The sequence below is a fragment of the Ottowia thiooxydans DSM 14619 genome (genome assembly GCF_000422885.1).
Classification (GTDB): Bacteria; Pseudomonadota; Gammaproteobacteria; order Burkholderiales; family Burkholderiaceae_C; genus Ottowia; species Ottowia thiooxydans.
In genome coordinates this window covers 25680-45983 of the sequence record NZ_AUGX01000038.1, presented here as the reverse complement: position 1 = coordinate 45983, position 20304 = coordinate 25680, and the positions used below count along the sequence as shown (strand labels likewise).

The following is a 20304-nucleotide window of genomic DNA, read 5'->3' as shown; positions in this document are numbered from 1 at the left end:
AGTTGACTGACTGCAAGCGCCTTGGTGAGGGGCGCTGGCTCCAAATCGACCTTGTTTTCCCAAATTTGGGATGGCCACACCAGGCGAGGCCGACTCTGAGGCAGATGAATATATTAGAAACGAATAAAACCTTGTATTACTGAGGCTTCAGTTTTTCTCGAAATAATCTAGCGCCCGCTCTGCAATGGGTTTGCCCAGTTCCGGCACGAAATGGCCGGCATGCTCGATGACCCAGGGTGCAGGACACCCTTGGATATCGGCACGCAACGCCTGCATTTCCGCGATGCCAATCACTGGATCCTGGCCGCCCACTACCATCAGGCTTTGGCCGGTCCATTGATGGCTCCAGTACTGGCGGGCAACCCGCGATATGACGGCAGCCTCCTCATCCACGGATTCCGGCACCATGGCGGGAAATGCACGTGTGGCGGCCCGGTAGCCAGAGTCCGGGAACGGAGCTTCATAGGCTTTGCGCTCTTGGGCCGAAAGCTGAGGGGTACTGCGTGCCAGAAGGCGCCCAATATCAAAGGCCGGCTTGTTTGCGCACATCCGGCGCCACTCCATGACTCCGGGGGAAAGTGGAGCGTTCGCGGTGCCCAGCATGGTGTTCATGACGAGCAAGCCTTTGTAGCGATCAGGCGCGGCCATAGGCAATGTCAAGCCCAGCAAGCCACCCCAATCTTGGACCACCAAGATGATGTTCTTCAAATCCAGTCTCTCTATCAGCTCTAACAGCACCTGCCGGTGCCACACGAAATTGTGAGCGGATTCGCGCTTGGGTTTGTCGCTCTTGCCGAAACCCGGCATGTCTGGTGCCACTACCCGGTCCCCAGCGGCCGCAAAAACGGCGATCATGTGGCGATAGAGGTAGCTCCAGCTTGGATTCCCATGCAAGCAGAGCCAGGTACGTGGTGCGCTCTTCTCCCCTTCGTCCACGTAATGCATTCTCAGACCCGCCAAGCTGGGCAGGTTGCTCACGTAATGGGGGTGCCATGAGTAACCCGGCAGAGCAGCGAATGCGGTGTCTGGGGTACGCAAAGCGTCTTCACGCAAAGGACTGGGGTTGCTGCGCTTTGGCCGGAAAAACTCACGCAACATGGCGCCGCACTCTGGTGCGAGCACACCACCTGCGAGCTGGGTCTGATGGTTGAGTTGCGGCTCTGCAAACAAATTGAGCACCGAGCCCGCGGCACCGGTTCGAGGGTCTGGTGCGCCGAAAACGACGCGTTTCAGACGGGCGTGCAGCATGGCTCCAGCGCACATTGCGCAAGGCTCCAGCGTGACGTAGAGCTCGCAGTCGTCAAGCCGGTAGTTCCCAAGTTTTAACGCCGCGGCACGCAGTGCTGCGATTTCGGCGTGGGCCGTGGGATCATGGCCTGCAATAGGGGCATTGCTGCCTGTGGCAATCAACTGGCCCTGCCGCACGACCACAGCACCTACGGGGACCTCGCCGCGTGCGCCAGCTTCTTGGGCCGCAGCCAAGGCTTGCCGCATCCAATAAGCGTCGTCCGTGAGCTCCTGCAGGTTATTCATTTCAAGCGAGGAAACATGGACATAAGTGAGCGAGACGGAGGACTATAGAAAACTGGTGCATGGAAAATGCGTTGGAATCCGCATAATCGTAGCGCACACCTCATTTTGAGCGCGAACTGGGGTCCTGGTCGTTTTCATGAGTCCTCGCAGATTTCCGCTTACAGCGATATGCCCGTTCCACTTGACCAAGCTTCACTTTTTTCCGGTGAATTGCCCGCGGAGACGAAACCCGAGGAAGGCCTGCCTGTCTCTGCCAACCCGCCCGTGGAGCGGCGTGCCCGTACGCCGCGGCGCATTGCCGGCGTGCAACCGGCAGAGCCTTCTCCTGATCTCCTGGAATTGGCCAAGAGCTTGCCTTCCCATTTGTGGCTTGGTACCTCGTCCTGGAGTTTTCCTGGTTGGTCCGGGCTGGTCTGGGGCGGACAGTATCCGGATGCCAAGCTATCGAAAGAAGGGCTGCCGGCTTACTCAAAGCACCCTCTTTTGCAAACGGTCAGTCTCGATAGGGCTTTTTATCGGCCCCTGAGCGTAAGCCAATACGCCCAGTATGCGGCGCAGGTTCCTGATGGTTTTCGATTTGTGGTCAAGGCGCCTAGCTTGGTGGCTGATGCTCAGGTTCGATCTGAAACTGGACGCGGAATGACCCTCAATCCGGCATTTCTGAGCCCGGATCTGGCTATTCGAGAGTTTATGGAGCCAGCGTTGGAGGGATTGGGCGCCAAGGTAGGTGCATTGGTCTTTCAGATCAGCCCCCTGCCCCACCAGCTTTTGTCTCGTATACCGGAGGTCATCGAGAAAATTGGGATCATGCTGGCCGCCCTTCCCTGCGTTACGCCAAGGGCTCCAGATGGAGTGGTAGCGATAGAAGTGCGTGATGCCGCATTTCTCACCGCCACCAACGCGCCATTGCTGGCTCGTATGCTCAGGCAAGCCCGCGCCACCAATCCCACCACGTACTGCCTTGGGCTGCATGCCAAGATGCCGCCTATTGAGGATCAGTTGCCCCTATTGCGCGCGCTTTGGCCTGGTCCGCTGGTTTGTCGTTGGAACCTGCATCGCCGCCATGGCGCCTATGGCTACGAGGCAGCCCGGCAAACCTACGAGCCATTCGATAGGCTTGTTGACCCCGATCTCCAGACACGAGAGGCGCTGACCCGCGTGATCAAGGGGACCACGGGTGAGAAGCTGCCGGCGTATATCACTATCAATAACAAGGCAGAAGGTTCTGCGCCGCTCTCGGTGGTTGAGCTTGCTAAAGCGGTGAGAATGAATTCCCATCAGCGCCAATCACCCAGCGCGTGACCAGCACGCAGGCACTTAAGAAGTCGCCTGGCGGAACAGCATATTTCCATATTGGCGCTGGTGCCCGGTCAATACAGGCAGCTTTTCCAGAGTCAATGTGCGATATCAAGTACTTTGAGGCACAGCTTCATGCTCTTTATGTTCGGATGAACTGTATACCCAGGAGCGAATCAGGAAAGTCGGGTAGTACTGGACGGTCAGGTGGCGCTGCATCATCCTCTTCCAACACAGACAAGAGAGCTAAAGGGAGATGACTTTGAATAATTTTCTATTATTAAGTGACTCTGAGCGGAAAAACGCTTTTGCAGGTTTCTTTATTTCAGACTGCTCAATTAGAGATAGGTCAACCTTTTCTTTTTTGCTTGCTCAAGATATCGAGAAATCAGATGAAGGTTTGAAAAGAATTCTTAATTACTTTTCCATGGATTCTGTGGGAGAAAGATTAGACTGGACTGAGTATTACGGATTTAAGGGAGCTCGGTTGGTATCAAGTAAGGTCCCTGTGAATCAAGCAGTTATGACTTCTCGGGAGTGCGATGTCGCTGTGCTTGGAGGGGGAGAAGACCGCATGGAGGACTCGATACCTCAAGGAAAGTCAGGCCATGATTGTGTTCTTTGGGGATGCATGAATCAAAAAAGCATTGATGGCACTATTTATGCGGTAGGGCTCTGGCGTACCGTTGCAAAAAGAGTGGAGGCCAATAAATGGCAGTCTCTAGTTGGTGATCGCAGTACATTGCCACTTCCACAAAATATTGGAAAAAATAATGATGCTGGATTCGACGCAATAGATGGCTTCAATTCAACGGATATCTACTGCGTAGGTGGCAAAGGCGATGCGTGGCGCTATGACGGGCAGCGTTGGTACCAATGTGTGGTCCCCACCAACATGTATTTTCGTAGCGTCTGCTGTGCAGGCGACGGCTATGTCTACATCGGGATGCAGAGCGGATCGGTTATGCGTGGCCGCGAAGACGCTTGGGAGATCATCCACCGCGATGAAATGACCCTGGCGTTCAAAGACATGGTCTGGTACGACGGCAAGGTGTGGTGCACCTCGGACTATGGCCTATGGGTCATCGAGAACGGCAGACTCAAAGAGGCCGATGTGCCGGTAGATGTGAAGGCCTGTTCAGGCAACCTGTCGGTGGGCGATGGCGTGATGCTGCTGGCGGGCATGCACGGAGCCACGGTATACGACGGGCGCGAATGGCAGACCATTCTTTGATCGCGGAGGCGCCTCCTGAATCCCTGCCGACCCTCTGGAAGGACCGGCACTCCAGGAGCACGCGGAGAACGAGCCTCTGCTTATGATTCAATCCACGTGTTTCTCTCCTGAGCATTCACTTTGTCTTTTTTCCCGTCTGTGCGCGCATTCATTGATTTCATCTCTCCGCGAGCGGGTGAACCACCGCTTCGGGCTTCATTCAAATCACCCATCAAGGTACTTGAAGCCACGGAGCTCCACCAAGTCCGAGAGGTAATCGATACCGCACACGCGTATGCGAAGACGGGATCGTGGTGCGTGGGCTTCGTTTGCTATGAGGCGGCAGCGGCGTTTGATGAAGCTTTCGTCACGCACCCCCTCCCCTCTGGTCCGTTGGCGTGGTTCGCTGTGTTCGACGAAGCGGGTTCCTGGGAAGACACCGACAATGACCAGGCAGTGGTTGAATGGCATGCTCCGTTAAAGGCAGATGACGCGCGCGCTGCCATTGACGATATTCACAGGCGCATTGCGGCAGGTGAGGTCTATCAGATTAATCACACCGCGCGCATGCGAGGAACGCTGCGTTCTGGCACTCCACTCGCACTGTTTTCGGCACTACAGCGCGCCCAACCTGGTACTTACGCTGCGTTCATAGATACTGGCGATCAGCAGGTGCTTTCCGTATCACCGGAATTGTTTTTTGATTGGCAACCTGACGAAGATGGGCGGGGCCAAATTCTGGCTCGGCCAATGAAGGGCACCTGCGGGCGTGGCGCCACTCCCCAGGAAGACGAGAAAAATGCCGCAGCTCTCTCTGCCAGCCTCAAGGAACGAGCAGAGAACGTGATGATTGTGGATTTGATCCGCAACGATCTCTCTCGCATTGCAGAGCTCCACAGCGTGAAGGTGCCTCGCCTATTTCACATAGAGGCGCTGCCCACGGTATGGTCAATGACCACAGATGTGGTGGGGTGCACTCGGGCGGGCACTACGCTCACGGACGTTTTTTCAGCGCTTTGCCCGTGCGGCTCTGTCACAGGGGCGCCCAAGGTCCAGGCCATGCGCACGATCCGCGAACTTGAGCCGGATGCTCGCGGCGTTTACTGCGGTGCCATTGGCATAATCCGGCCGGGTGGCGCCACCACCTTTAACGTGGCCATTCGCACTCTGGAACTGAAGGGCCAGGAGGTTCGTTGCGGAATTGGAAGTGGCATCACGATCGATGCCAAGTTCGACGGCGAGTGGAAGGAATGGCATCACAAGGCGGCCTTCGTACAGCGCGCAAGTTCGCCATTTGCACTACTGGAGACTTTGCGCATTGAAGGCGGCGTGGCGCGTCATATGGACGCGCATCTGGACCGTATGGCGACCAGTGCTTCGCATTTTGGCTATCCATGGGATCGGTCACTAGCCGTGCGCGCGCTTTCAGATTTAACCGCCGCACATCCGCAAGGCGTTCGTCGCGTTCGCCTCTTGCTGCATGCTGATGGCAAGCTGGAGGTCGAGGCGCCTGCAATGGCCGATGTGGAAGGACCTGTGCAGGTCCAGCTTGCATCCAAACCTTTGGCAGAGGCATACGGCGAGTTTGTGCGTTTCAAAACCACGCGCCGGGGTCACTACGATGCCTTCGCGCCCGGTCCGGGCGTGTTTGATACGCTGCTTTGGAACGAAGCAGGCGAGCTGACCGAGTTCACTCGAGGTAACGTGGCCGTGAAGCTGGATGGACGCTGGCTGACCCCCCCTTTGAGCAGCGGCTTGTTGCCTGGCGTTGAACGGGCCGTCGCGATCGCATCGGGAAAAATAGAGGAAGGTGTCGTGTGTGTGGAAGACTTGGCACGCGCAGAGTCGGTCGCGTTTTTCAACAGCTTACGTGGGTGGATTCCGGTTCAGTTTGTTAACGAGTAATCAGAGGTTTTTGCGATTTGTGCTCTCCTGACGCGCGCCGCAATCGAAAGCGTTGATACACGGTTGGCACATCAGTAATCGAGTTGTGCCGCATCATGCGTGCGCTAGGGCGCGTGTGGTGGCAAGATCCACGTATGGAACTCAATTCAGATGCTGATCGCGACGCCGCTGTAGACGCCGAAGCGGCCTGGGAATACGCGCTTCAAGTTTATGCAAGGCCAGGTGTGGCTACTGCCTGTCTTCTCTTGCAGAACGAACTGGATCTCGACGTCCTGGTCTTGCTGCATCTCGCCCATGTGTCTAGCCCAATCGGTGCGGCAGCCATCACCTCGTCTGATGTTGAAGCGGCCGATACCTGCGTGCGCAATTGGCGCAACAGTGTGGTTCGCCCGCTGCGTTCGGCGCGGCGTGCCATTGCGAAGGACAACCCCGCGTTGAGCGAGTTGAGAGCCACGATCCAGAAGGCGGAGTTGGCTGCAGAGCGTCATGCGCTGATGCGGCTGGCCGCCCTGCCCTCTGCGACGGACCTGACGCAGACCAAATCGACGGGTGCGAAATCGATTCGCCCCGTCGTTCAGTTCTATGCCGTTCGCGCTGCAAGCGTTCCATTGCTTGGCCGCGCTGATATTGATGACGCCATAGAACTGCTTGATCGGACGCTGTTTCCTTAACAACCTCCTCCAAAGAGCCTCCACAGCAGTATCACGTTAGGTCAGTCTAGGCGTGGTCTCCATATATCCAGAGGAAAGCTCCGGCTGTGGATCGCAGTGGGCGTTGCGCTGACGGCTGCAGGGTGCAAAGCCAATCAATCGCACGCGCTGTTGGGAACATTTGTGACGCCGCAGGCCACAGTTAGCATCCCCTCTCCGAATCCGTAGATGCACACGACGATGGATGTGTAAGGACCTTGGCTGGGCATGAGGTTTTTCCGTTTACGAGAGGGTTTTCCTTAGGTGCGCATGTGCTTGACAAGCGGTTTCTTTCTTATATAGTCCGGACAAATGAGATGGAAACCCACGGAGACACGATGCAAGCTGTAAAGAGTCTTTCGGCCGCAATGGCTGAAGCCCAGGCAAACGATGACTTGTTGAGCATTACGCGCGAGGCTAGTCCCTATCTGGAAATCGCGTCAATTGCCCGGACCACGGACAATGGGCCGATGGTGGTCTTCGAAAACGTGCGTGGCCATGAAGGCCAGCGCATCGTCACCAACGTTTTCAGTGATCGCAAGCGCATTGCGCGCTGGTGCGGTATTGACCCCATCAATCTTCCTGAGCGCCTTGCTGACGCGGCATTGAACCCCATTCCCTCCAGGGAAACTACCAGCGCCGCTTGCCAGCAGAACGTGATTACCAGTGGCATTGACCTGTTCAAGACGTTGCCGCTTACGCAGCAGACATCGGCAGATGCCGGCTATGTGATCACCGGCGGGTTGGCTTTGGTGCGTGATCCGGATACGGGGGCTTTCAACGGCTCGTACCACCGCATGCGCGTGCTTGGTGCGGACCTGACTTGCATCACGATTCAGGCGGGCCGCCATATGCTGGAGATTGCCCGAAAACTGCGCGCTCGCGGTGAGCGGCGCATTCCCATCAGCGTGAACATTGGCGCGGGACCTGCTGTTTTACTCGCATGCTCTGGCAGCACCCAGCAAACCCTCACGCCTCTGGGCTACGACGAGATGGGAATGGCCGGCGCTCTGCAGGGGGAAGCTGTGGAGTTCGTCAAGTGCCGTACACAAGAAGGTGCGTGGAGTCTGGCAGAAGCTGAGTACGTGCTTGAAGGTTATATAGATACCGACCGGTTAGCTTCTGAAGAAGACTCCGGCAAAGACGGTGAAAAAGGGATGATGCCGGAGGCTGGTGGCTATATGGGCCGGGCATGGCGCGTCTGGGAATTCAATGTGACGGCCATTACGCACCGCAACAATCCTGTGTATTGGTTCCCGCTGGCGGTCAACGCCGAGACGACAAACCTTATGGCGTTACCCGCCGAGGCCTCAGTGTTCGATGCCTGCCGCCGCATCAGCCCCCGCGTGTTTGAGAACTGTCATGTGCTCCAGGCCATGCGAGGCTGTCTGGGTGTGGTGATCCGCATCCGGCGAAAGAGCTTTCGGGACGAAGGATTGCAGAACAACCTCGCGTTTGGTGCGCTTTCGGCGCACTCCGATATGGGCTGGGTGATTGCGGTAGACCACGACATCGACATCACCAATGCAGATGATGTCATGTGGGCGGTCATCACACGATCGGACATGAAGGAGGGATTGATGCTCTCCCCGCGAGCCAAGGTGAGTGGCATGCTGGCGGAAGGCGATGCAGCGGGCACCGGGCGTAAGGTGTACATCGACGCAACAGCGTCGTTCAGCAGCTCGGACCGCTACACACGAGGTGTCTTCGAGAACGTGGCCATTGAAGAGTGGATCGGCACGGAAGCGGCCGCCAAACTGCGTGCCAGGCAGCCGGACTATTTGAAATCCCTGCTCTCGCGCAGCTACTGATGCAAACAGAAAATCTGATTTGCGTTGTTCAAGTTGATTGAAAGGCGAACATCATGAGCGATATCTCCAATCCTCCAGGTGCCCCCAAGGCACGCAAGCCCTTCAACTGGGAGAAATTCCAGGCCAACATGGGCTATACCGACGAGCAGGTAGCCGAGTTCCGTGCCGATGAACGTCGACGTCGAGCCGCGGAGGCTCTTCCTGAAGCCAACCGACGCACCGTGGTGGCCACGGTGGTGTCCTCGCATGGCTGCGCTGCGGGCTTCAAGGATGGTGACCGCATTGAAGTGAGTGCGGCGGGTGTGGTCAAGTCCTGCAACATCTGCATTTACGCCGTTGCACCCATGACCATTCATGCAGCGATGGCGCATGACCGCATTGCCGAAGGGCTAGATCCCAATGGCATGTGGTTCAACTCATTCAGCTGCCAAGATGCCGGCTTTTGTAATGGCAGTTGGGGCCAGGTCTGCTTCAAGGTGAGTGTGGAATGACGAACAACACCCGCGCCTCTGGCAAGAAGCGCGTGGTGGTGGGAATCTCCGGTGCAAGCGGCAGTGCCTACGGCATTCGGCTGCTGGAGATTCTGCGCGCCACGCCCGATGTTGAAACCCACCTCGTGGTGAGCCGATCCGCTCGGCAAACGCTGCAACTTGAGACTTCGTTGACCGTGGCCGATGTCGAGGCGATGGCCGACGTTGTGCATTCCAGTGTGGATATCGGTGCGAGCATTTCATCCGGCTCGTTCAAGATTCATGGGATGGTTGTGGCGCCCTGCTCTATCAAGACCATGTCGAATCTTGCGTGGGGCAATACCGGGGAGCTGATTGCGCGGGCGGCAGACGTGGCGCTCAAGGAGCGTCGCCGAGTGGTGCTCATGCTTCGCGAGACACCGCTGCACGTGGGACACATCGAGAGCATGTTGCGTGTATCCCAGGCCGGCGCAATCGTGTTTCCGCCTGTGCCTGCGTTCTACAACCGCCCGCAAACGGTGGCCGACATCGTCGATCACAGCGTCATGCGTTGTCTTGATCTCATAGACATCGAATGCGAGGCCGCACCGCGTTGGGGTGAAACCAGTCGCTCGTTGTTGGCCGCGACGATCCCATCAAGCGCCGGCGCACAAGCGCAATCCCCACAAGGAGCAATGACCCATGACTGATGCAGTGGCTACAGACATCAACTACGCGGATCTGGTAGAGCGGCTGACGCAGCGCCTTCGCCTGCGCACCGCACCGCTGGCCTTGAAGCTATTCGAGACCGTGGATGAGATGAAGGCTATTAAGAGTATTCGGTGGCCAGCTGCCGGGGTGCGGTTCTCGATGTGTCAACTCGTGGGGCAGGCTCGCTGGCTGGGATGGACCATGGGGGCAACGCATGAGAACGTGGCCGCCAACAGCAATTGCGGCGGCGTGATGGGGCTGAATGCACCGGGCGCCAAGTACCTGGATGGCAGCATGTTTCACGGTGTGTGGTTTGCCACTATTGAGGCTTCTCAGAAGCATCAGGCGGAGATGCCGCGTGTGCCGCATGGCAAATATGTGGGCGTTGTGCTGTCGCCACTGGCATCGGGCCGCTTGATTGACCCCGACACAGTACTGATCTACGCAACCCCAGGGCAAATGGTCACGCTCATCAATGCCTTGCAGCACCGTAGTTATGTGCGCTATCAGTTCGGCACTACAGGTGAATCTGCCTGCGCAGACAGCTGGGGTGCGGGGCTGGCAACGCGCGAGCCCAGCATGGCGATTCCGTGTTATGCCGAACGCAAGTTTGGTGGGGTTCAGGACGATGAGATGTTGATAGCGCTACAGGTTTCGCACATACAGGAAATCGTCTTAGGGCTCGAGTGGCTTGCGAGTCACGGAATCCGCTATCCGATACCGCCCTACGGCATTCAGTGTGATCCAGCCATGGCATTTCAGGCGAGTTACGCAGGCAAGCTCTAAGTAACGACAAGCTCAACCACGGAGACAAAAAGTGATGCAAAGACGTCAATTGATTCAAGCTCTGGCCGTAGGTGCTACCGCGCCTGGGCTAGCCTGGGCTCAAGGCTCAGCACAGAACTACCCGGTCAAGCCAGTGCACCTGATCAACCCCTTTTCTGCAGGCGGTGCACTTGATCAGCTCGCTCGTATGCTGGGTCAACATCTAAGCGAAAAGCTTGGTCAACCTGTGGTGGTGGAGAACAGGACCGGAGCAGGCGGCAATATCGGTGCCGAGTATGTGGCCCGTGCTACGCCCGACGGCTATATCCTCGTGATGGCCTCCAGCGCAACGCATGGTATTGCGCCCAGTATGTACGGATCACGCCTGCCGTTTGACGCTCTCAAGGATTTCACGAGCATCTCCGCCACCGTCGTGCAAAAGAATGTACTGGTGTTGAATTCGGCAGTGCCCGTGCGGAATGTGCAGGAGCTGATAGCGCTGGCAAAAGCGCAACCGGGAAAGCTCTCTTTTGGCTCTTCCGGCGCGGGGACCTCACAACACCTTAGCGGAGAGCTGTTCAAGAATCTCGCCAAAGTGGACATGCTGCATGTGCCCTATAAGGGTAGCGCCCTGGCCATGCAGGATCTGATTGGTGGCCAGCTGACGATGATGTTCACCGACATTCCTACCGCCCTGCCCCATATCCGCACCAACAAGCTGCGAGCATTGGGGCTGACGGCGGCACAGCCGTCACCGGCGCTTCCTGACGTTCAACCCCTCGCGCAGCAGGGGTTGCCGGACTTCGATCTGAAGGCCTGGTACGGGGTGATGGGGCCGGCGAAAATGCCGGAGGCCGTCGTGACGCGGCTTAATGCGAGCATTGTGGAATACCTCTCCAACCCGCGCAATCGCGAGAAGCTGCTGAGTATGGGGATGGAGCCCATGCCGCTCGATGCAGCTCAGTCTGGTACGTTCATTGCCGATGAGCTTAAGAAGTGGACTGACGTGGTGAAGATGACCGGCGCTACTGTTTGAAGTGTTTAGGTTGTTGCGGTAGCAGCAAAAAGGCCGACCAGTTGGTTTGACTGATCGGCCTTTGCTTCGTGTGAGACTTTCGTAAAGCCTAATCAATACCGTTCGGGCTGAGCTTGTCGAAGCCTTGCGCTGCACGTCGACAGGCTCACGGTGAACGATGGGAGTTGGGTGTCATGGGATACGAATCCAGTGACGGATTCGTTTCAGCTCACTAAGCCCAGCCCGCTCATTCTGGCTTGAGGCCCGCGGCCTTTACCATCTCGCCAGTGGCTTTGACTTCATCTTGAATGACGTTGGCAAATTCCTCTGGGCTGCGCGTAGGAATTTCGTAACCGCGTTTGGCCATGTCCTCACGGAATTCGGGCTGATTGAGCACAGTGAGTACGTCTTTATTGATTTTGTTGACGATGTCTTTGGGTGTTCCCCGTGGCGCAAAAACGCCGTGCCACGTCGCCACCTTGAAGTAGGGATACCCGGATTCGGCCGAAGTAGGAATGTCCGGATAAGCTGGGTCTCGCTTGTCTGAGTTGTAGTTCAGCACCTTGGTCTTGCCAGAGCGAATCGCCGCATCACCCGATCCCCGCCCTGTAAGCGTGAGCATGGTCTCCCCCGCCATCACCGAGGTGAGCGCCGGGCCCAGCCCCTTGTAAGGAACGTGTGTGATCTGGATGTTCTCGCGTTTGTTGAACAGCTCCATAAGCAGGTGTGGTTGCGAGCCGTTGCCATAGGAGGCGTAGGTCACGCTGCCGGGATCCTTCTTGGCTTGTGCAATGAGCTCTTTCAGTGAGTTCGCGGCCAGTGCTTTGTTGGCGAGTACCACCATATCGATGTCCGCCAACTGCGAAACTGGAATGAAATCCTTGTCCGGGTTGTAGGGCAGGCTCTTGAACAGGTAGCGATTCCCGACGATGGCTCCGTTGGTGGTCACTAAAAGCGTGTAGCCGTCTGGAGCGGCGCGAGCCACACGCTGAGTACCGATGATGGAGCTCGCACCGCTTACGTTCTCGACCACCACCGACTGGCCCCAGATAGAAGCCAACTGCTGCGCTAGCTTGCGCGCCAAAATGTCCGTACCACCGCCAGCTGCGAGCGGCACGACAAAGTTGACCGTTTTCTGGGGGAAAGCAGGATCACTCATTGCTGGAGTGCATAGTGTTCCTGCTGCTACGGCTACGGCTGAGATAAGGGAAAAACGACGCTTCATCTGTGAAATCCTCGTGGGGTTTGCCAGTCGTCCGGAGTCCCCGTACCGGGTCTGGCTTGTCTGATGTAGTTGGGGACCTAACGCGTTCTGATCCGGACAATATAGTTTCCGACAAGCTATGTCAACGCGAATTCACCTAGTGAATTTACCTAGGAAAGTTTGGATTTCTCCCAATTGACAGCTTGAGAGAAAGCTCATATTGTCCGGACATATGCTTAATTACATGAGCTTGTTCGTCGCATGAATGCCATCGATCTCATCTACGAAAAACGCGATGGGGTTGCCTTCATCGCGATCAACCGCCCCGAGCGGCGTAACGCGCTGGGCGACGCCACTACACGGCAGATCGTGGAAGTATGTGAAGACGCCGCGGCGGATACCGCCATCCGGGCCGTTGCCATTACAGGTAGCGGTGATGACGCGTTCTGTTCTGGAGGAGACTTGCAGGACACGTTTCAGCGTGGGGCGGGAAATACTGAGCAGCAATGGAGCGACCGGATTCGACAGGGGCCGAATTTGCTTGCCCAAGTGCTTCAGAACATGCCTAAGCCAGTGGTTGCGAGCATTAACGGCGTTGCGGTGGGCGGAGGCGCGACGATTGCTTTAGCCTGTGACTTGCGCATTGCATCGGACAACGCACGGTTCTGTTTTCCGTTTGTTCGTGTTGGCATCACTCCAGAGTTTGGTTGTTCTTATCTTCTGCAGCGCACGGTGGGCCTGGGGCGCGCGAACGAGTTGCTCATGTTGGGTGAGTTTGTGGACGCTGCCACCGCCGAGCGCTATGGCTTACTCAACCGCGTAGTTCCCAAGGCGGAGCTCGCAAATGCCACGCAGGAGCTGCTGGCTCGGTTGGTGGCTCTGCCCGCGGCTGCACTGTCTCGCATCAAAGCATTGCAGCGATTTGCGCAAACGGCCGATCTGCCATCCACGTTGGAGCAGGAGGCCGTCTCGCTTGGTGCGTCTTTCATTTCCCCAGAGCACCGAGAGGCGGTGAGTCGCTTCCTTGACCGCAAATCATCGCGTTAGCTGAATTCAGCCTGCGTTAGACATTCACTTATCAGGAGACAAACCACATGGAATTTGGATTCACCGAAGAGCAGCAGATGCTGCGCGAGTCAGTGCGCAAGTTCATGAAGCGGGAATGCACGCGGGAGTACATCCGAGACTGCAGCGATAACGACAAGTTTCCGCACGAACTCTACGACAAGATGGCTGCACAGGGATGGATGGGCATCCCCTTCCCAGAGAAATACGGCGGCGCGGGTCTTGGTCCCATGGAACTCGCAATCTTCTTGGAGGAAGCTGGCTACGGATGGTACGGAGCAGGTACCTCGTATTTCACCTCAGTGGTGCTGGGCGCCTACAACATCATGACCTACGGTACTGAGGCGCAAAAGGACGAGTTCCTGCCCAAGGTCGTCGCGGGGAAAACCAAGCTCGCATTTGCGCTGAGTGAGCCCAATGTGGGCTCAGACGCCGCAGCCGTGGAATTGTTTGCCGAGGAGCGCGGTGATCATTTTCTGTTGAATGGGCAAAAAATGTTCACGACCAATGCGCATGTGGCAGATCAGATTGTCACAGTCACGCGCACCATTCGGAAGCCAGAAAAAAAACACAATGGCATCACGATTTTCCTGGTGGATGCCAAATCGCCGGGCATCGAGATCCGTCCGCTCAAGCAGATGGGCCGCTCCGCGACGCACACCAATGAGGTGTTCTTCCGTGACGTCAAAGTGCCGCGCGAGCGCATGATGGGCAAATTGCATGAGGGGTGGGCCAACCTCAACAGCGGGCTAGGCATTGAGCGGCTCAGCGTGGCGATGATGTATGCGGGCACCTCACAGGCGATGATTGATTATGTGTCAGCCTACGCCAAGGGCCGTAAGCAGTTTGGCCAGGCGATTTCCAAATTCCAGGCCGTGCAGCACAAGCTGGCCGATATGCAGATCAAGACCGATGTGGCGCGCTTGCTGGGTTACCGCGTGGCGTGGATGCTGGAGCAGAACATGCCGTGCTTCAAGGAAATGTCCATGGCCAAGCTGTACGCCAGCGAGGCTATGTTCGACATCGCCAACAACGGGGTGCAAGTGATGGGTGGCTATGGTGTGCTCAAGGAGTACGACATGGAGCTGTTCTTCCGTGATTCACGGATTGGCATGATTGGTGCGGGAGCTTCGGAGATTCAGCGCACCATCATTGCCAAGCAGATGGGGCTTTGACTCATGACCGCACCTATATCGGCTCAGGTACAGACGATCAGCCAGGAACTTTGGCAACGACGGGACAACCTGCCTGCACTGCAGTATCACCAGGCCGACATTACCGAAGGCGTACCGGTAGAGCTGGCTGAGGGCATTTTCCTGTTGCGCCTGCCGCTGCCGTTTGCACTCAATCACATCAACCTGTATCTGCTTCGCGAAGCCGATGGTTGGACCTTGATTGACACCGGCATCAGCACACAGACGGCTCGTGATCTTTGGGATTCGGTGTTTGCGTCGCCCTTCTTTACCGCGCACGGGTCATTGAAACGCATCGTGGTGACGCACCATCATCCTGATCATGTGGGCATGGTTGGCTGGATAGCTGAGAAATTCCCTGAAGTTCCGGTGTACATGACGGCTGGAGAGCTTGAAGTGGCGGGACGTTATTCGGACCCAAAGCGCGATGTAGTGGCTGAGCGCACACCGCTGTGGATCGAGCATGGCATACCGGCAGCAGTATCGACAGAGTTGATCAACCACATGCCACGTTATGGCACCCAGGTGTGCGCGCTGCCAATCGGGGTGCGGGTGCTTGATACAAGCCAGCATCTTGAGCTGGGAGGGCGACGCTGGAAGCCCATCATTGGCCGGGGACATTCGCCCGAACATTTAAGTCTGCTGAGCGAGGATGGCAAGGTGCTGATCGGTGGTGATCAGGTGCTCCCGAAGATCACACCCAATATCGCTGTGTGGCCCGGCGGCGATCAGAACCCCCTGTACTCCTACCTGGATACGCTGCGTCGCTTTGAGGATATTCCCGCTTCAACGCTGCTCCTGCCTTCTCACAAACAACCCTTCGTTGGCGTTGCGCGGCGCGTTGAAGAGATTCGGGCGCATCACGAGGAGCGTCTGGGGGTAGTGCTGAGCGCCTGCACCAGGCCCATGTCAGCTTATGAGTTTCTGCCTGCGCTGTTCGGGCGTGAGTTGCGCAATGAACAGATCGGTTTCGGTCTGGGTGAGGCCATCGCGCATTTGAATTATCTGGAGAGCGTAGGACTCTTGGCGTCGGCTGTAGACGCTGCAGGCTTGCGCCGTTTTGAACGCCATTAAGTGAGAATTTCTGTGAACACGATGACCGAAACCGCCCTCCTCCAATCTGCTCTGCATGCGGATAGTGGCAACACGCTTTTTTCACTGTTTCATCCCCGATCGATCGCGTTCATAGGGGCGTCAGAGCGGCCAAATACCCCTGCGTCGCGTGGCCTGCGCAACTGTTTGAGACATGGCTTCAAAGGCCGTTTGTATCCAATCAACCCAAAGTATCCGCAGCTGTTTGGAGTTGCTTGCTATCCGGCACTCGCCGACCTGCCTGAGGTGCCCGAGTTGGTGATGATTGCCCTCAGTGCGGAGATGACTCTGAACGCGGTAGCGGAGTGCAAGGCTGCCGGCGTGAAAACTGTGGTCGTCTGCAGTGCCGGCTGGGAAGAACAGGGGCCGGAGGGCGTTGAACGTGCCCGCCGCCTGCAACAAATCATGGATGGCGCGCAGATGCGCATGCTCGGCCCGAACTGTTTGGGCGCAGGCAACCCCGCTGAAGGGCTTTGCCTTGGCTACAACAGCAGCTTTGAGTCGATGGCTCATGTGCGCAAAGGCCGCGTGGGGCTGGTTACGCAAAGCGGCGCCATGATGGGCGGCCTTTTACTCAATGGCGAAGACGCAGGGGCTGACATAGGCCTCTACGCTCACGTTGGCAATGCCATGGACATTGGCATGGAGGAGCTGGCGCAGTACATGCTTGAAGACCTCGAAATCGACGTGGTGGCTTTGATGATTGAGGGACTGCGCCAACCCAAGCGCTTTGTGGAAGTGGCTCGCCACGCACTTGCAATCGGCAAGCCGCTAGTGGTGTTCAAGGCGGGGGCTTCGGAGTTGGGGCGGCAAGCCGTCATGTCGCACACCGGTGCCTTGGCGGGCTCAGATGAGATTTTTACTGCGGTGTGTCGCGAACAAGGCATCTTGCGGGTTCTGGAAAGCGAAGATCTGCTGTCGACAGCTGCAGCGCTCGCACAGTGGAAAAACAAGCAAAGAGTGGGCCAAGGCGGTTTGCTGGTATTTACGCTCTCAGGCGGCGCAGCTTCGATTCTGGCGGACGAATGCGCGGATGCAGGTGTGCCTGTACCCGAACTTTCTGCCTCCACATTGCAAAAGCTGGCAGCTATCTTGCCAAGCTACGTGAAGGCTTCCAACCCGCTCGATGTGGGCGGGGCGGTGTTCAGTGACCCTGAATTGCCACGTCACGCGCTGGCCATAGCTTTGGAAGACGAGGCCATCGATTCAGTGCTGTGGGTGGGTGTGGGCGCACCTCGTGATGAACGCTCTCAACTTTGGCTGAATCAGGCGCTCGATGTGATTGCCACGAGCGACAAGGCAAGCACCATCATTCCGGTCTCCGGGTATGTACAGGAGGTTGGCTTTGAGCGCGCGCGTGCCATGGGTATTCCCGTCGCTCGCAGCTTGCGTGCATCGGCGCAGCTCAATGGCTTTGCGCGCAAGTTCAACCAACCCAACGGTCCGCAGGGTGTATCTGGCGCCGGCCTTCCCGAATTACCCAACATAGAAGGGCTGATAGATGAGGTGCAGTCAAAGGGGCTTCTCAAATCGCTCGGCATCCCCGTTCCGGAGTCACGTGTAGCTAGCAGCGCTGCAGAGGTGGCAAATTGCGCGCGAGCGCTAGCGGGCACCGTGGTGGTGAAGGGCCTCGCACGCGGGATAGCGCACAAGAGCGAGCATGGCCTGGTGGCGCTCAATCTGGGTACGCCCGAAGCGGCGCAAGCGGCAGCTGAAAAGATGCAGGCGCAGGCACCGGAGCTCGAGTTTCTTGGGTTTCTTGTCGAGCGCATGGCGGCGCGAGGTGTGGAAGTGGTGCTTGGAATCAAACGTGACCCGGCTTTTGGCCCGGTTCTGATGTTCGGTTTGGGCGGCATTTCCGTGGAGCTGTTCAAGGACGTCGCGTTTGGAATGTGCCCCTTGAGTCGCGAAGCGGCGCGTGAGCTCATCGGTCTAACCAAGGCGGCTGCCCTGCTGCGCGGCTCTCGGGGGCAGCCCAAAGCCGACGAGGAGGCTCTGATTGATGCCATGGTGCGCCTATCTCAGTTCGCCGCGTATCATGCGGACAGGCTCGCGGAGATGGATGTCAATCCTGTTATCGTGTTGCCTCAAGGACAAGGTGTGCTAGCGCTCGATGCAATGATTGCGTGTGATGCGGCGCCCTGAAACGGTGCAATCAATCGCGGCCTGGCTCCCATTCTGGTGGGTGTGCGCCCGCATCATCAAATGGGATTGAGATTGGGTAAGCCTATCTACGTCGAGCTGACCGAGACGCTGCAGCGGCAGATCGCGTCTGGAGAATACCCGGTGGGCAGCACCTTGCCGCCGGAGATGACACTGTGCGAGATTCACAGCGTGAGCCGCTTTACGGCACGTGCCGCGCTGGCTGCGTTGCAGCGGCAGGGCCTGGTCTCACGCCGGCCACGCATCGGGAGTGTGGTGATGGCCAGCAATCCCCAAGGCTCCTATAGTGTTCAAACCAATAGCGCCAGTGATATTTTGCGCTTCACCTCGACCTCGGATTTGCATCTGGTTAGCACCGAAGATGTAGTGGCCGATACCATGCTAGCGCGCGAGCTGGGTGGCGAGGTGGGAGAGCTGTGGATCAAGGTTTCAACGTTTCGCGATTCGCCTGATACCAAGGTGGTTGCATCATGGACAGATTTCTATCTGCGCCCCGAACATCGAAGCGTGGTTCCGCTGATCGGCAACAAGCGTGGCTCAGTGTGGCAGTTTCTAAGCGAGTTGCAACAGCGCCCCATTGACCGCATTGAGCAGACCGTGGAAGCTTGCAAACTTCCCAAAGAGGCTGCCGTTGTACTAGGGGTTGCGCCCAAGAGCCCAGCTTTGCGCGCAGTTTATCGGCTGTACGCAGAGGGGCTTTCGGAGGTCTATTACGTAGCCATTAGCCTTTATCCAGAAGGTCGATTCAAACTTTCCCAAACTCTGAGACGAGAGCGATAAGTAGATCAAACCGTCAGAAATCGCGGAGGTTCTGGATGTTAACGAGGACATGGCAGTAGCCCAGAGATGCGTTAGCCTTCACTACTTCGCGCCAAGCTGGGTGAGAGTCACCTGCAAATTCTCAAGCTAGAAAATGCAATCCATATTTTTCTTCGTTGCTCTGGGCGCCATTCTTGCGGGATTTGTGCAGGGCCTTTCCGGATTTGCCTTTGGCATGGTGGCCATGTCGATCTGGGCCTGGGTTCTAGAGCCACAACTGGCCGCAGCGCTCACCGTGTTTGGCGCATTGACTGGTCAGATCCTGGCCGCCTTCAGCGTGCGGCGAGGTTTCAGCTGGCGGTTGCTGATGCCCTTTGTTCTGGGCGGCTTGATGGGAATCCCGCTTGGAGTTATGTTACTGCCCCATCTGGATATGGTGTGGTTCAAGGCGGTTCTGGGCACTTTGATGGTGTTTTGGGGTTCGGCCATGCTTTTGACCAAGCATCTACCCAAGATCTCCTCTGGGGGGCGGCTGGCTGATGGTGCAGTAGGGATGGTGGGCGGCGTGCTGGGCGGCCTGGGCGGATTTACGGGTACCGTGCCTACTTTATGGTGCACGCTGCGGGGATTTCCCAAGGATACGCAGCGGATCGTGATCCAGAACTTCAACTTGTCCATGCTGCTAGTGACCATGGGCACCTACCTGGTTGCCGGCATCGTGAAGGTCGAGATGCTCCCAATGTTTGGCATCGTCGCCGCTGCCATGCTGGTACCTACGCTGCTCGGCACCCGTCTCTATATCGGAATTTCAGAGGCCCGCTTCCGGCAGATTGTTTTGGGACTGATCACCGCATCTGGCATTGCCCTCCTCGCTTCTGCGCTTCCGATGCTCGTAAAAAGATATGCAGCTTGAGCAGGCCGATCTACGTGCAGGACTCACTTGGGATCTTGCTGCTTCTCACGGTCCGCCGCAGGTTCAACGCGCGGCAACGCAGCAAGAATAAGCAGGGTGAGCACGGTGGCCAGCACCGCCGTAGATTCCCGCCCCAACCCGCATGCAACGCCAATAGCGGCTGTCATCCAGATGCCGGCTGCCGTGGTCAACCCTTCCACTTGCTTTTCGGATTGCCGCTTGATGATGGCGCCTGCGCCTAAAAACCCGATACCTGTGACCACGCCTTGAATCACTCGGCTCATGTCTGCGATCTGCAGACCACCTAACCCCGGAGCCAGTATCAGGAGTGCGGCGCCCATGGCCACCAACATATGCGTGCGAAGCCCCGCGGCCTTGCCCTTGTGTTCTCTTTCATAGCCGAGCGCACCACCCAGTAACGCCGCCAGGAGGAGGCGCGTTAATACTCGGGTGATTTCGGACACATCGGTAATCCCAGCAAATTCCGATGACAAAACTCCAATGATTTCATTCCACATGGTTTGCTTT

The 20304-nt window shown here is 57.3% G+C and carries 18 protein-coding genes; 15 read left to right on the top strand and 3 right to left on the bottom strand.

Features of this window, described 5'->3' with window-relative positions; translation table 11 throughout:
• Nucleotides 1-147: 147 nt before the first annotated feature.
• Nucleotides 148-1533 carry a tRNA adenosine(34) deaminase TadA gene (gene tadA / locus G518_RS0122270; protein WP_036595639.1) on the bottom strand — a complete coding sequence of 462 codons (1386 nt, stop codon included), beginning with the start codon at nt 1531-1533 and terminating at the stop codon, nt 148-150.
• Between the two features lie 168 nt (nt 1534-1701).
• Here tadA and G518_RS0122265 point away from each other — a divergent pair, with 168 nt between their 5' ends.
• The 9 genes from G518_RS0122265 to G518_RS0122225 all read left to right on the top strand — a co-directional run bounded on the left by G518_RS0122265 (nt 1702) and on the right by G518_RS0122225 (nt 11408).
• Nucleotides 1702-2835, top strand: coding sequence for a DUF72 domain-containing protein (locus G518_RS0122265; RefSeq protein WP_028604424.1), 1134 nt, complete (start codon nt 1702-1704; stop codon nt 2833-2835).
• 256 nt (nt 2836-3091) lie between these two features.
• Entirely contained in the window at nt 3092-4063 is a 972-nt protein-coding gene (locus G518_RS40115) for a beta propeller repeat protein (RefSeq protein ID WP_156909500.1), read from the top strand.
• A gap of 120 nt (nt 4064-4183) precedes the next feature.
• Nucleotides 4184-5947, top strand: a complete 1764-nt coding sequence (locus tag G518_RS0122255) for a chorismate-binding protein (RefSeq protein WP_028604423.1) — start codon at nt 4184-4186, stop codon at nt 5945-5947.
• Between the two features lie 134 nt (nt 5948-6081).
• Complete coding sequence (locus G518_RS38705; RefSeq protein ID WP_051237270.1) at nt 6082-6618, top strand: TIGR02444 family protein; 537 nt, start codon at nt 6082-6084, stop codon at nt 6616-6618.
• Nucleotides 6619-6974: 356 nt separating this feature from the next.
• Nucleotides 6975-8447, top strand: coding sequence for a UbiD family decarboxylase (locus tag G518_RS0122245; RefSeq protein ID WP_028604422.1), 1473 nt, complete (start codon nt 6975-6977; stop codon nt 8445-8447).
• Between the two features lie 53 nt (nt 8448-8500).
• The gene (locus G518_RS0122240) at nt 8501-8938 is read left to right on the top strand and encodes a hypothetical protein (RefSeq protein ID WP_028604421.1); all 438 of its coding nucleotides are present in this window, start codon (nt 8501-8503) and stop codon (nt 8936-8938) included.
• Entirely contained in the window at nt 8935-9606 is a 672-nt protein-coding gene (locus tag G518_RS36395) for a UbiX family flavin prenyltransferase (RefSeq protein ID WP_051237269.1), read from the top strand. Before G518_RS0122240 ends, G518_RS36395 begins: the two co-directional genes overlap by 4 nt.
• On the top strand, nt 9599-10393 hold the full coding sequence (locus G518_RS0122230; RefSeq protein WP_036595636.1) for a DUF169 domain-containing protein: 795 nt from the start codon (nt 9599-9601) through the stop codon (nt 10391-10393). The genes G518_RS36395 and G518_RS0122230 overlap by 8 nt, the downstream gene beginning before the upstream one ends.
• 34 nt (nt 10394-10427) lie before the next feature.
• Nucleotides 10428-11408, top strand: coding sequence for a Bug family tripartite tricarboxylate transporter substrate binding protein (locus G518_RS0122225; RefSeq protein WP_028604419.1), 981 nt, complete (start codon nt 10428-10430; stop codon nt 11406-11408).
• A 226-nt stretch (nt 11409-11634) separates the two neighbouring features.
• Here G518_RS0122225 and G518_RS0122220 read toward each other — a convergent pair whose 3' ends face one another.
• Complete coding sequence (locus tag G518_RS0122220) at nt 11635-12612, bottom strand: Bug family tripartite tricarboxylate transporter substrate binding protein (protein ID WP_028604418.1); 978 nt, start codon at nt 12610-12612, stop codon at nt 11635-11637.
• Between the two features lie 240 nt (nt 12613-12852).
• On the opposite strand from G518_RS0122220, the gene G518_RS0122215 reads away from it, so the two are divergent.
• The 6 genes from G518_RS0122215 (at nt 12853) to G518_RS0122190 (ending at nt 19776) form a co-directional block, all read left to right on the top strand.
• The gene (locus G518_RS0122215; RefSeq protein WP_028604417.1) at nt 12853-13638 is read left to right on the top strand and encodes an enoyl-CoA hydratase/isomerase family protein; all 786 of its coding nucleotides are present in this window, start codon (nt 12853-12855) and stop codon (nt 13636-13638) included.
• A gap of 47 nt (nt 13639-13685) precedes the next feature.
• On the top strand, nt 13686-14831 hold the full coding sequence (locus G518_RS0122210) for an acyl-CoA dehydrogenase family protein (RefSeq protein WP_028604416.1): 1146 nt from the start codon (nt 13686-13688) through the stop codon (nt 14829-14831).
• A gap of 3 nt (nt 14832-14834) precedes the next feature.
• Nucleotides 14835-15923, top strand: coding sequence for an MBL fold metallo-hydrolase (locus G518_RS36390; RefSeq protein ID WP_051237267.1), 1089 nt, complete (start codon nt 14835-14837; stop codon nt 15921-15923).
• 21 nt (nt 15924-15944) lie between these two features.
• Nucleotides 15945-18086: an acetate--CoA ligase family protein gene (locus G518_RS0122200; RefSeq protein WP_028604415.1), complete on the top strand. Its 2142-nt coding sequence runs from the start codon at nt 15945-15947 to the stop codon at nt 18084-18086.
• A gap of 60 nt (nt 18087-18146) precedes the next feature.
• Nucleotides 18147-18884, top strand: coding sequence for a GntR family transcriptional regulator (locus G518_RS0122195; protein ID WP_156909499.1), 738 nt, complete (start codon nt 18147-18149; stop codon nt 18882-18884).
• A 133-nt stretch (nt 18885-19017) separates the two neighbouring features.
• Nucleotides 19018-19776, top strand: a complete 759-nt coding sequence (locus tag G518_RS0122190) for a sulfite exporter TauE/SafE family protein (RefSeq protein ID WP_028604413.1) — start codon at nt 19018-19020, stop codon at nt 19774-19776.
• A 23-nt stretch (nt 19777-19799) separates the two neighbouring features.
• On the opposite strand, the gene G518_RS0122185 is transcribed toward G518_RS0122190, so the two are convergent.
• On the bottom strand, nt 19800-20294 hold the full coding sequence (locus G518_RS0122185) for an MgtC/SapB family protein (RefSeq protein ID WP_028604412.1): 495 nt from the start codon (nt 20292-20294) through the stop codon (nt 19800-19802).
• Nucleotides 20295-20304 lie beyond the last annotated feature (10 nt).